The organism is Pseudomonas sp. 5Vm1k (assembly GCF_056161485.1).
In genome coordinates, this window is the sequence record NZ_JBSPCZ010000004.1 from 259,551 (window position 1) to 272,085 (window position 12,535).

Here is a 12,535-nt window from a genome sequence, read left to right on the forward strand (position 1 = left end):
GGCTCATACGGTGAAGACCGGCACAGGATTGCACCAGCGGTCCTTGTATTCACGGTCGGCCCGACCGAAGGAAAACCGCAGCGGTTTACCCAAGGCCCGAGCGTGTTCCCAAGCGCTTTGGGTGTTGAGAAAACTCAGCACGCTGCCAGGGCTGAACTCGCGGGTTTCAGGATCGACGCCGCCATTGATGTACTCGACGCTGATCCATTGCGGTGCTTCGACGCGGTACACCAATTGAATCGCAATCGGCGCATCGTTGAGGAAAATCACCGAGCCGATCAGCAGCTCGCGCAGCAACTCGATCACCTCGCCCATGCGCGCCGCGCCGGTCGCCGGGAAACCCCAGCGGCGCTGGAACAGGTCGCAGTAGATCGCCGCCAGCTCGCTGCTGGAAAACTCGCTGACCGGCCGCACTACCCCGCCCGCCTCTTCCAGCAAACGCAGTTCACGGCGCTGGTTGTAGCGAAATTTCTTCGACAGCTCTTCGGGTGTGCGGGCCATGGCCAGTTGCTCGGCTTGCAACTTGATGCCCGTGAAGCGACCTTCGTTCAGCGCGGACAGATAACGCCCGCGATGACGCAAAGGTGACTGGGCATCAGCGGCAGCCGGCAGGATCAGCTCGGCATTACCGAGGTCGAACAGACCTTTCTTACCGCTGCGTTTGAGGACGTCTTTGGACAGTGCAAGGTCGCGGCCCCAGGTCGGGATCGCGGCTTTGACTTCACCGTTGTGTTCCCAGGCCAGGTAGCGCACCGGGATGTCCGCCAGCGCTGCCAGCCGCTCGACGACCATTGGATGAGTCGCGACGCTGCCGCCAAAACGCTGCCAGGCATCGGCATACGTCGAGGCGTCGACAGACGCCCAGCCTCGCTCGCGCCAGCCTTGAAATCGGTTGAGCATCAGCCCCTCTGTGCCAGTTCGGTAACGTGTGGCAAATGCCAGAAAGCGTCGCGCACCGCACGGTCGCTGAAGCGCTCGCGCAAGCGGTCGAGCATCAGCTCGGCACACTGGCGACGTTGCTGCTCGTCCATCGCGGCCAAATGCTGCAGCCCTTGCGCCAGGTGTTCGGCGTCGCCCAGCGGGAACAGAATGCCCACGCCTTCGACCACTTCCTTCGCCCCGCCGCAGGCAGTCGCCAGCAACGGCACACCGGCGGCCATGGCTTCGAGCAGCACCATGCCGAACGGCTCGTGATCGGAGCTCAAGGCAAACACATCAAAGGCACGGAAGTAGCGCCGGGCCTCGGGAACCTGGCCAAGGAACAGCACGCGATCGCCGATGCCGAGTTCACGGGCCAGATCCTTGAGGCTCTGCTCCAGGCGACCGGAGCCGAGAATCACCAGCTGGCTGTTGCCCGGCAACCCCGGCAACGCTGTGGCAAAACCATGCAGCAGCGTAGTTTGATCCTTGTCCGGATGCAGCCGCCCGACGTTGCCGACCACCCAGGCATCTGCCGACAGACCGAGGGTTTCCCGGGCTTCGCGAGCCGACACTTGAGTGACCTGCAAGCCCTGCACATCGATACGGTTGTAGAGCGTCTGAATCCGTCCGGCGGGCCATTTCGGCAGGCACCGGCGCATGTCGTCGCGCACCGCATCGGACACCCCGAGCAGGCTCAAACGCTTACGGAAAATATGCGCAAACAGTTTGCGCGTGCCGCGTTTGTAATCATCAAACGCGTGGTGCACGCCAATCACCGGCAACGACGTGCCGAGCAAGGCGATGTAGATCGGTTTGAAACGGTGAGCGATGCAGAAGCTGAAATTGCGCGAAGCGGCGATCTTGCGCAGATCGGCGATGGCGCCCAGCTTCAGGCCACGAATGGCCTTGGAGCTGTATTCCATGAACAGCACTTCGTCGGAAGCGCAGCCCGCGGCGACGTCGGCATCGGCGGCCCCGGTCAGAAAGACCGTGGTCACCCGATAGCCTGTCCCCGCGAACAGGCTGGCGTACTGCCGGGCGCAGTCCAGGAACGGCCCGTCATAGCCGTGACAGAACTGCAGCACATGGCGTTCAGCCGAGCGTGTCATAAGCGTCCGCGCCTTCTTTGACCACCAGAATGTCTTCCATGATCAGGTATTGCAGGTCGGAGCCGAAGAACATGTTCAGGGCGTCGGTCGGCGAGCAAATCATCGGCTCGCCACGACGGTTGAGCGAGGTGTTCAGCGACACGCCGTTGCCGGTCAGTACTTCCAGCGCTTTCATCATGTCGTAGTAGCGCGGGTTGTATTCGCGCTTGAGCACCTGGGCTCGGGAGGTACCGTCTTCATGAACGACTTCCGGCACGCGTGCCTTCCACTCTTCAGCCACTTCAAAGGTGAAGGTCATGAACGGCGCCGGGTGATCGATCTTGATCATCTGCGGTGCCACGGTGTCGAGCATCGACGGGCAGAAAGGCCTCCAGCGCTCGCGGAACTTGATCTGGTGGTTGATGCGGTCAGCCACACCGGTCGCACTCGGGCAACCAATAATCGAACGACCGCCCAAGGCACGTGGACCGAACTCCATGCGGCCCTGGAACCAGGCCACCGGGTTGCCGTCGACCATGATCTTGGCGATGTTTTCCGGCATGTTCTCGAGCTTGCGCCAGGTCGGCTTGCTCGGATGACGGGCGCACGCGGCGATCACGTCTTCATTGCTGTAGGACGGGCCGAGGTAGACGTGTTCCATCTTCTCGACCGGCACGCCACGGGCATGCGACACATAGGCCGCTGCGCCGACCGCAGTGCCGGCATCGCCGGACGCCGGTTGCACGAACAGTTCGGTGACGTCGTCGCGGGCGATGATTTTCTGGTTCAGCTTGACGTTCAGCGCACAGCCACCGGCGAAAGCCAGCTTGCCGGTTTCCTTGAGCACGTCGCCCAGGTAGTGGTCGATCATCTGCAGCGAGATCTTTTCGAACAGCGCTTGCATGCTGGCGGCGTAGTGGATGTACGGCTCGTCGGCGATGTCGCCTTCGCGCTTCGGACCCAGCCACTCGATCAGCTTCGGCGAGAAGTAGAAGCCCTTGCCCTTCTCTTTGTAGCGACGCAGGCCGATGACGTTGGCGTAGTCGGTATTGATCACCAGCTCGCCGTTTTCAAACGAGGCCAGGCGCGAGAAATCGTATTTTGTCGCATCGCCGTAGGGCGCCATGCCCATGACCTTGAACTCGCCGTCGAGCATCTCGAAACCGAGGAACTCGGTGATCGCGCCGTACAGGCCGCCGAGGGAGTCCGGATCGAAGAATTCCTTGATCTTGTGGATCTTGCCGTTCTCGCCATAACCGAAGAAGGTCGTGGCGTACTCACCTTTGCCGTCGATCCCGAGGATCGCGGTTTTCTCTTTGAAACCGGAACAGTGGTAGGCGCTGGAGGCGTGAGCCAGGTGATGTTCGACCGGTTCGATCTTGATTTTCTTCGGGTCGAAGCCCAGTTGCTCAAGGCAGAACACGATCTTGTTGCGATAGCGCTTGTAGCGACGGTTGCCCATCAGGATCGCGTCGAGGGCGCGGTCCGGGGCGTACCAGTAACGCTTGGCGTAGTGCCAGCGCGCCTTGCCGAACAGGCTGATCGGGGCGAACGGGATCGCCACTACGTCAACGTCGGAGGGCTTGATGCCTGCCTGTTCGAGGCAGAACTTCGCCGATTCGTAGGGCATGCGGTTCTTTGCATGTTTATCGCGTACGAAGCGCTCTTCCTCTGCCGCCGCGACCAGCTTGCCGTCGATGTACAAGGCTGCGGAAGGATCATGGCTAAGGGCGCCGGACAGGCCAAGAATCGTCAATGCCACAGGGGTCTAGCCTCTTTAGTCTGCATTCAGGCGACAAGCGCCTCAAAAATTAATGTGCCCTCGCAAGGGGCGAGAGACAGCTAAAGGGCGGGATTATAGCTTAAAAGCGACGGCAAGCCTCTAGCGGGAAGTCGCGGGGTCGCTCGTTGACAGACAGACGACCTCGACTTAGACTCCTGCGCAAATGGACTGGGAGATCCCGGTCGGCGTTCTAGCCTCGGTGAGTTTCATCGGGGCTTTTCGCTTTCTGAGAGAGGGAAAATCTTTAAACCCCAATTTTCGAAACCCTCTCCCACATTGTTACGACCGCCACTGCAATAGAACTTACGCTTGAGCACGTCAAAGGCGCGATTTTCCTGCCCGGGCCGCAAAACACTTATGCCAATGGGTCTTGCAACAAGATCCGCTAGCTGTAACCCGGTAGAATTCACTTGTTTAGTCGCAAAAACGATTTCGAACGGCAGCTGAAAGCCCAATCGGTTCGCGCCATCGCACATGCGGCGAAACTCCAACTCAAGCTCGTTATCCTCTTTCTTCCCCCGCCGCTCGAAAATCACATGAGTCAAAGCTCTCTGCTGGTTCTTTTCCTGTAAAAACTCATAAAGCGTTTCCAGGCAAAAGCCGAGCGCGACGTGATAAGGATTGTGAACAGGGCCCTCTTTTTCGCGGAGGGCGGCCTTGTCGATCACGCAACTGATCAGGACAAAATTGCTTGCTTCAATGATGCCCGTGAGCTCATCGAGAAATGCATGTTTGTGCTGCCTGGACTGGAAGAGACCAGAGAATGCGCCCTTTTCCTTTCGAATCTCCAGCTCATGTAGACCGATCAGGTCGTGCCCCATGTGATTGAATTTAAACTTCTGAAGGGAAGGAATGACCTTTTCGCAATAATGCCTCTTATGAAAAACACAAAATGCGAGCACAAACATTGGATAGTTTGGATCTAGCGTTTGCATTCCATGGTCACCGCTCTCGTCGACATAAATAATGAAGTCGCTATATTTCCCGGTCGAAAGCAATAGCTTTTGCGCCTCAACATTAGCCTCGGCTTCGCTTTCGTTTTCAAAAAGAAAAAACTGTTGAGACAAAAGAGTTACCCACGCCCTGCCCGCCAATAAATGCCGATATTGCCGTCCACGCCTTGCCGATAGATCGTGTATGGCAGGAAAACAGTATCCAGCACGCCCGACAGCCCCAAATCCAGCAATACCAGCGGCACCAGGACTCCGGTGGGGTCAGGGGGGGCGTTCAATACGCAGAAGTCGTAGGCCAGGCCGCTGTAGATGCGGGGGATAGACTGGCAGTAGGTCTTTTGTTTGCGCAAGCCGCGGGCAGCGTCGGCGTCGTCTTGCAGGACGGTGACGGCGGTGCCGCAGCCGGATAGGGACAGTGAACAAGCACCCAGCAGCGTGGCGATTTTTTTCATCTGAATTTGCCTTTCGGGATCGTCAGGCAAACTAGCATCGGGGTTATTCAGGGCACAGTTCATGGGGTCTGTGGATTGTGTAGGACGGTTCTTAAGAACTTGTCCTCCGAAGACAGGCCGGGGGATTTTGTGTCGGATGTGCGGGCCTCTTCGCGAGCAAGCCCGCTCCCACAGGGGAATGCATTCCAAATGTGAGAGCGGGCTTGCTCGCGAAGGCGATTCAGGCCGCGCCGGAGATGTCTTTCGGCAAACGCTGATCGATCACCTGATACAACGCACTGCTCTCAGGCCAGTTGCGCATGAACCGCGCCCGATCCCGCGCATAGGCCGGGGCAAAGCTCCCCACCGAGCCGTGCTGACACATCGAGTCCAGATCAATCAGCGCCCAGCGATCCTGCTGCCAGAACAGGTTATGGCCCTTGAAATCCCCATGGCTGATCCGCTCGCGAATCAGTTCGGCGAACAAGTGATCCAGCGCCAGCAACTCAGCTTCCGGCGCCTCGCCGCTCTCAACGTAGGGCGCAAACCGCTCGATGATGTCCGGCCCCGCGAGGTATTCGGTCACCAGATAAGCCCGGCTGCGCAACCACAGGAAACGCTTTTCCAGCACGGCCAGCGGCTTCGGTGTCGCGATCCCCAGGAACGCCAGGCGATTGCCTTCGCGCCAGGAATGCCAGGCACGGCTCGGGCGCCAGAAGCGCTTGAGCCAATGGGCAAAGCCCTTGATGTTATAACGCTTGATCACCAGCGGACGCCCGGCCACTTCGACCTTGCCGACACTCGCCGCGCCGCCGGTCTTGTACAAGTGACCCCGGTCGAGCAAGGCATCGGCCTGCTCCAGCACCGGCAACATCGCCGCTTCTTCCTCACGCCGAATCGCCCGCAATCCGAACGCCCCGCGCCGGACGCTGAACAACGTGCATTCGCGGCCGCACTTGATCAGGAAGTCCTTCAAGCGCCAGCGGCGCACCTTGTCGATCTGCTTCTGCAAGGCTTCCATCGGCAACGCATGTTCGCCGTTGCTCAACAGGTAATACACCAGCAACTCTTCGGTAAACGGTTCCAGCGACTTGGGCAACTGGGCAAAAAACACCCCGAGGTTTTCCAGGACTTTCTGCCGCGACAGTGGCTGGCCAGGGGTTTCGGCGCAAACGCCGCCGCCATCGATCAAGTACAACCGACCGCGCTGACGCAACAGGTTGTCCAGATGCAAGTCTTCCTGCCACAGGCCCTTGCGATGCATTTGGCCGATGGCGCCCAACGCCTCGGCCAGCACCGCGCCTTGCATATCCGCCAACACCGGCAAGTGTTCGACCTGTTTCCAGGTGTCGCCCAGGCTCTCGGCGCCTTCGATGAAATCGAACAGCAGCCAACCGCCCTCGCCGTCCTTCAAGCCGTCCGCCAGCAGTTGCGGCGTGGTCAGGCCCTGATCGGCGAGCAGGTGCACACCATCACGCTCACGCTGAAAGTGGCGCGCCGCTTTGCTGCCGACCAACAACTTGGCCAACACCGGCCGGCCGCGCCAGACACCGGCACCGACATAACGCTGCCCCGGCAATACGCGCAACAGGGTTAACAGTTGCAAGTCGGCAGGCCCGGCGGCATCTGCCAGTGGAATGCTCAACGGCAGGCTCGGGCTGCGGCCGGCGTTTTTCAGTTCGGACAAACGCATCAACGCGTCTCCTTGTGACTGCGCCGCGCGGTCAATCGCGAAACCCAGTTGTCCACCAGCGAACTGTCTTGGGGCTGGTCCACATAACTCGCCAACAGCTCGCGCAACTGGCCTTCGTCCCACTCAGGCGCCCGGCGCAGCAGCGGTTCCAGATCTTTGATCCGGTCACGCTGGCCGAACAGCAAGGGCCGGGTCTTTTCCAGGTCGATCAACTGCGCCTGGTAACCGTCGCCGGTGGCCCGCAGGAAAATATGTTTGGGGTAGAAGCAACCGTGGACCTGACGCACGCCGTGCAGGCGCCGCGCCAGTTGTCCACAGGCGTGCAGGATCGCGGAGTGTTGCGCTTCGCTCAGCTCCGACCAGCGCTGCAACAGCGAATCCAGGTCATCCCAGCCATCCAGCGCACGGGTCAGCAGGATCGCGCGGACTTCGCCGTCGACTTTGCGCTCCCCGAAGAACGCCGCTTGCAGCGCCGGGATGCCCATCTTTTGATAGCGCGTGATGTTGCGAAACTCGCGGGCAAAACTCGGCTCGCCGAACGGCGCATGAAAGGTGCGCGTCAGGTAGTTGCTCTGGCGCTTGAGGTAAAAGCCCTGACCTTCCAGGTCCAGCCGAAACACACTGCTCCAGCCGCCGCGCGCGGTGTTGGGTTCATCCACAGCGTCGAGCTGCTTGGCCCACAGGGCGTCGAAGGTGCCGAGGCCGTGACGCTCAAGCAGCGCACGGTCTTCAGCAGCCAGAAAATCAGTCATTCGCGTCCCTCGAAAAATCTCACCACGTGCCGAATACGCTTCTTGTCGGCGGCATTCAGGCGTTCACGCCCACGGTATTGCAGGTAGAAGCGCAGGCGCTGGGTGGCCGACAGGTGATACTTGGCCACCTTGTCGAGGCAGGCCAGGTCCTTGGTGATGCGGTACTTGAGCCAGAAGCCGCGCCAGAAATCGCCGTTGGGGCAATCGATCAGGAACAGCTTGGCGTTATCGTCGATCAGCAGGTTGCGCCACTTCAAATCGTTATGGGTGAAGCGATTGTCGTGCATGGTCCGGGTGTAACCCGCCAGTTGCCGACTGATGTTATCGACCCAGGCGCGGTCCGCCAGTTTCGGGTCATGCCGGTCGGCCAGGGCCGACAGGTCTTCGGTATTCGGCAACTCGCGGGTGATCATCGCCCCACGGTCGTACGCCGCGCCGCGACGCTCCAGCCCCCAGGCCACCACTTCGGCAGTCGGGATGCCCCACTTGGCGAAACGCTTGAGGTTTTGCCATTCGGCTTTTACCCGTGGCTTGCCCAAATAGCGTCGCAGGCCTTTGCCGGCACCGACGTAACGTTTGACGTAATAGTTGACGCCGTTGCGATTGACACGGATGACCTCGGACAACGGGTCACGGGTCAGGCGCTCGCCCTGAAGGGCAAACACCGCTTCCAGACTGCCGAAGTCTTCGGCGAGATCGCTGTAGGCAGGTTCCAGTTTCCAACCCGGCATCAGAGCGCATCCCCGTATCGCTGTTTACGGTCGTAGAGCTTGTTGGCCTTGCCTTCGAGCCAACTCAACAGCGCCGCTTCCTCGGCCAGAATCTGGCGCAGCGGCTGCTGGAAGTAGCCCTTGAGGAACCGCAACTTGTCGCGCTGGGTCAGGCCGATGTCCAGGGCCGAAAAGTACAGCGCCGCCAGATCTTTATTGCGCCAGCGCTGGGTAATCGCCGGGCGGGTCTGGGCGCGGTGCAGGTCGATCACCGAGAGCTTGAAGTCGTCCGCCGTCACCGGTTTATCGGTGTGCAGCAGGAAGTGGCAGATGTAGCAGTCGCGGTGGTTGACCCCGGCGCGGTGCATCATGCCGGTCATGCGCGCGACTTCGGCGATCAATGCGCGCTTGAGTTTCGGCTCAGGCGGGTTCTTGACCCAGTCGATGCTGAAATCCTCAAGGCTGACGGTCGGTGCCAGTTCTTCGGTGACGATGAACGAATGTTGGTCCGCCGGGTTGCTGCCCTTCTCGCCGTAAGCCACGGCAGTCATGGTCGGCACACCGACGTCTTGCAGGCGTTGAATGGCCTTCCACTCCTGCCCCGCGCCGAGTACCGGCAACTTGGCGGTGAGCAGGTTCTTGAAGATCTCGCCCCAGCCGATGCCACGGTGAATCTTCACGAAAAACCCGTTGCCGTCCACTTCGGTACGCAAGGTCCGGCGTGCTTCGAGCTCGCGGTACACCTCGCCCTGCAAGCCCTCGACTTCAGCGAACGGGTCGCGTCCGGCCCAGAGGCTCTTGAACGGTTCAGCCAGCATCAACTTCATTAAGCGTGCTCCGCCAGAATCACATCGGCCGCGTGCTGCGGCATGCTGTAGAGGTCGGCCGTGTCGGCAAAGGCCAGACCGTTGCGGCTCCAGGCCGCCCGTGCTTGAGCGTCATTCAACATGCCGGTCAGGTATTGCGTGAGCTGCGCCTGATCGAAGGGTTCGTCCAGCACCAGGCCGGCGTCGGCCTCGGCAATGTAATGGGCGTAACCACACACCGCGCTCACCAGCACCGGCAACCCGGCGACCAGCGCTTCAAGCAGCACCGTGCCGGTGTTTTCGTTGTACGCCGGGTGGATCAACAGGTCGGCGCCCAACAGGAAACGCGGGATATCGCTGCGGCCCTTGAGGAACGTCACGTTGTCGCCGAGCCCCAGCGTGGCGCTCTGCATCTGGAATAATTTGGGGTCGTCCTGGCCAATTACAAACAGCCGAGTGCGTTTTTTCAGTTCCGACGGCAATGCCGCCACTGCCTTGAGGCTGCGATCCACACCCTTGGTCTTGAACCCGGAGCCGATCTGCACCAGCAGCAAATCGTCATCCTTGAGGTTGAACTCGCGACGGAACTCGGCGCGAATCTCGGCAGCATTCGCGGGTGCGCGACGGTCCTGCGAGATGCCCGGCGGCAGCAAATGGAAGCGTTCCAGCGGCGTGTCGTAATGCTTGATGAACAGCGGTTGCTGGACTTCGGAAATCATCAGTACTTCGGTCTTGGCGTCCTTGGCGAACACCGCGCGCTCGTACTCGGCGAAGTGCCGGTAGCGGCCCCAACGACGGTACAACGAATTGCGCAGGTTCTGCGCCTTGTCTTCAAAGCAGCCGTCGGCGGCGTAGTAGACGTCCAGGCCCGGCATCTTGTTGAAACCGATCAGGCGATCCACCGGACGCTTGGCCAGGTCGGCCTCCATCCACTCGGTGAGCTTTTCGTTGCGCCGATGATTGAAGAACGCCTTGACCGGCGCCACCAGCACTTCGAAACCCGGCGGCACGTCGCCTTCCCAGATCAGCGTGTAAACGCGGATCTTGTGACCGCGCTGCTGACACTCCAGGGCGATGCGCATGAAATCGCGCTGCAAACCGCCAAACGGGAAATATTTATAAAGGACAAAAGCCAATTGCATCAGCGCAGCTCCTCAGCCAGTAACAACGTGCTCAGTCGGCTGGCGACACGCTGGGGATTCAGACGCGTGAAGCACAGGGGCCACTCGCGTTTCAGGTCAAACTGACGGGCGTCTTCGGCCGTCGGTTGATAGGTGCATTTCTTTTGCAGGCACGGCGCGCAGGGGAAGTCGCTGGCGATGTGAATCTGCGCCTTGCCGTAGGCACCCGTCAGGCCCGGATTGGTCGGACCGAACAGCGACAGCGTCGGCACGTCCAGCGCGGCGGCCAGATGACCGAGGCCGGTGTCTACAGCCACGCAAGCCTGGGCGCCGGCCAACACTTTGCCGACACCCGCCAGGTTCAGTTTCGGCAGCACTTCGACATGCCGGAACCCGGCGGCGATGCGCTCGGCCCGGGCCTTCTCGATCGGGTTGCCCCACGGCAGTTTCACCGCCACACCAAGGTGCCCGACACGTTCGGCCAGTTCACGCCAATAAGCTTCAGGCCAATGCTTGGTGTCCCACGTGGTGCCGTGCAGGAACAGTACGTAAGGATTCTTGCGCGGCAGCTCGACCAGACGTTCGACGTTCAAGCCGTAATCGCCCAAGCCTTTGGGCAAGTCGTAGCCCAACGCCAACGCGAACAACTGGCGCACGCGCTCGACCGCATGCTGCCCACGACCTACCGCGAGACGCCGGGAGTAGAAACGTGCGGCCATTGGCTCGCGCGCCGAATCCTTGTCCAGCCCGGCCACCGGTGCCTTGATGTAACGAGTCAGCCAGGCGCTTTTCAGCAGGCCTTGGGCGTCGATCACTAAATCGTATTTTGTGGCGCGGACGCTTTGCTTGAAGCGCTTCCACTCGCCACTCTTGATGGTCTGCCAGATGTTCTTGCGCCAGCGACGGATCGCCACCGGAATCACCTTGCCCACGGCCGGGTGCCAGGTCGGAATCTCGGCGAAGCCTTCTTCCACCACCCAGTCGAACGTGATGCCGGGGATCGCCCGCGCCGCGTCGGTCAACGCCGGCAACGCATGAATCACGTCGCCCAGCGAAGAAGTCTTGATCAACAGTACCCGCAAACTAATTGACCTCGACCACAGTGCCCTGCAACCGCTGCAAGGCTTCGTTCACCGATTGCGGCATCAACTGGCGCAGGCAGTTGTAATGACCGAAGCGACAGGTGCGATCAAAGCATGGGCTGCATTCGATACCCAGGCGCACGATTTCGACGTGCTCGGCCAGCGGCGGAGTAAAGCCCGGCGAGGTCGAGCCGTAGACGGCGACCAGCGGACGATTCAGCGCCGCAGCAACGTGCATCAGGCCGGAATCGTTGGAGACCACCGCGTCGGCGCAGGACATCAGGTCGATCGCTTCGGCCAGGGAGGTGCCGCCGCTGAGGTTCACCGATTCTTCACGCAAACCAGGAATCAGCCGCGCGCGAATGTCTTCGCCGACGGCGTGATCGTTTTTCGAGCCGAACAACCAGACCTGCCAGCCTTCGCGGATCTTCGCTTCGGCGACCTTGGCGTAATGCTCGGACGGCCAGCGCTTGGACTCGCCGAACTCGGCGCCGGGGCACAGGGCCAACACCGGGCGATCCAGGGCCAGGCCGAACTTGGCCAGCGCCGCATCGCGGGTGACCGGATCGATTTGCAGACTCGGGCGTGGATAAGGTTTTGGCAGATCAGCGCCCGATTCATAGGCCAGGGCCATGAAGCGTTCGATCATCAGCGGGTAACGTTCTTTATCCAGCGTGCGCACGTCATTGAGCAGGCCGTAGCGGAATTCGCCACGCCAGCCGGTGCGTTTCGGGATACCGGCGAAGAACGGCACCAGCGCCGACTTCAGGGAATTGGGCAGCAGGATCGCCTGGTCGTACTGGCCGGCCAGGGATTTGCCGATGCGCCGACGGGTCGCCAACTCAAGGGCGCCGTGGCCGAGCGGAAAGCTCAAGGCTTGACGCACTTCGGGCATACGCTCAAGGATCGGCCGGCTCCACTCGGGGGCCAGGACGTCGATTTCGCATTGCGGGTGGCGTTGCTTGAGACACTGAAACAGTGTCTGCGCCATCACCATGTCACCGACCCAACTGGGCCCAACGATCAGAATTTTCATGTGGTTTCCAAAAACGAACCGGGGAGGCATACGCCTCCCCGCCTCGAGAATCACTGCGCGAGCAAGACGGCTTGCGATGGGTCATCACCTTCAACATTGCTGTCGACTGTCACTCCGCTATCGCGATCACGTCGAAACGTCGAACCGTCGCTCCGTCGC

Annotated in this window: 12 protein-coding genes; all 12 read right to left on the reverse strand. The window is 60.8% G+C overall.

The genetic code is table 11. From position 1 onward, the window contains the following. Positions 1 to 3: 3 nt before the first annotated feature. Positions 4 to 900 carry an antimicrobial resistance protein Mig-14 gene (locus tag ACWIKB_RS10345; RefSeq protein ID WP_475266587.1) on the reverse strand — a complete coding sequence of 299 codons (897 nt, stop codon included), beginning with the start codon at positions 898 to 900 and terminating at the stop codon, positions 4 to 6. Then, positions 900 to 2,030 carry a glycosyltransferase gene (locus tag ACWIKB_RS10350; protein WP_475266589.1) on the reverse strand — a complete coding sequence of 377 codons (1,131 nt, stop codon included), beginning with the start codon at positions 2,028 to 2,030 and terminating at the stop codon, positions 900 to 902. Before ACWIKB_RS10350 ends, ACWIKB_RS10345 begins: the two co-directional genes overlap by 1 nt. Next, positions 2,014 to 3,771, reverse strand: coding sequence for a carbamoyltransferase family protein (locus ACWIKB_RS10355; RefSeq protein WP_475266591.1), 1,758 nt, complete (start codon positions 3,769 to 3,771; stop codon positions 2,014 to 2,016). Before ACWIKB_RS10355 ends, ACWIKB_RS10350 begins: the two co-directional genes overlap by 17 nt. Positions 3,772 to 3,998: 227 nt before the next feature. Beyond that, on the reverse strand, positions 3,999 to 4,859 hold the full coding sequence (locus tag ACWIKB_RS10360) for a DUF3800 domain-containing protein (RefSeq protein ID WP_475266593.1): 861 nt from the start codon (positions 4,857 to 4,859) through the stop codon (positions 3,999 to 4,001). 5 nt (positions 4,860 to 4,864) lie between these two features. Then, positions 4,865 to 5,197, reverse strand: a complete 333-nt coding sequence (locus tag ACWIKB_RS10365) for a YceK/YidQ family lipoprotein (protein WP_475266595.1) — start codon at positions 5,195 to 5,197, stop codon at positions 4,865 to 4,867. Between the two features lie 220 nt (positions 5,198 to 5,417). Further along, a complete protein-coding gene (locus tag ACWIKB_RS10370; protein WP_475266596.1) occupies positions 5,418 to 6,869 on the reverse strand; it encodes a lipopolysaccharide kinase InaA family protein in 1,452 nt (483 codons plus the stop codon). Then, the gene (locus ACWIKB_RS10375) at positions 6,869 to 7,621 is read right to left on the reverse strand and encodes a lipopolysaccharide kinase InaA family protein (protein ID WP_475266598.1); all 753 of its coding nucleotides are present in this window, start codon (positions 7,619 to 7,621) and stop codon (positions 6,869 to 6,871) included. The genes ACWIKB_RS10370 and ACWIKB_RS10375 overlap by 1 nt, the downstream gene beginning before the upstream one ends. Then, positions 7,618 to 8,352: a lipopolysaccharide kinase InaA family protein gene (locus tag ACWIKB_RS10380; RefSeq protein ID WP_475266599.1), complete on the reverse strand. Its 735-nt coding sequence runs from the start codon at positions 8,350 to 8,352 to the stop codon at positions 7,618 to 7,620. The genes ACWIKB_RS10375 and ACWIKB_RS10380 overlap by 4 nt, the downstream gene beginning before the upstream one ends. Beyond that, a complete protein-coding gene (gene rfaP / locus ACWIKB_RS10385) occupies positions 8,352 to 9,158 on the reverse strand; it encodes a lipopolysaccharide core heptose(I) kinase RfaP (protein WP_475266600.1) in 807 nt (268 codons plus the stop codon). Before rfaP ends, ACWIKB_RS10380 begins: the two co-directional genes overlap by 1 nt. Beyond that, positions 9,158 to 10,279 (reverse strand): glycosyltransferase family 4 protein, encoded by a 1,122-nt coding sequence (locus tag ACWIKB_RS10390; protein ID WP_475266601.1) that lies wholly within the window; start codon positions 10,277 to 10,279, stop codon positions 9,158 to 9,160. Before ACWIKB_RS10390 ends, rfaP begins: the two co-directional genes overlap by 1 nt. After that, positions 10,279 to 11,340, reverse strand: coding sequence for a lipopolysaccharide heptosyltransferase I (gene waaC / locus ACWIKB_RS10395; RefSeq protein WP_123402487.1), 1,062 nt, complete (start codon positions 11,338 to 11,340; stop codon positions 10,279 to 10,281). Before waaC ends, ACWIKB_RS10390 begins: the two co-directional genes overlap by 1 nt. Before the next feature lies 1 nt (position 11,341). Further along, entirely contained in the window at positions 11,342 to 12,376 is a 1,035-nt protein-coding gene (gene waaF, locus ACWIKB_RS10400) for a lipopolysaccharide heptosyltransferase II (protein WP_475266603.1), read from the reverse strand. Positions 12,377 to 12,535 lie beyond the last annotated feature (159 nt).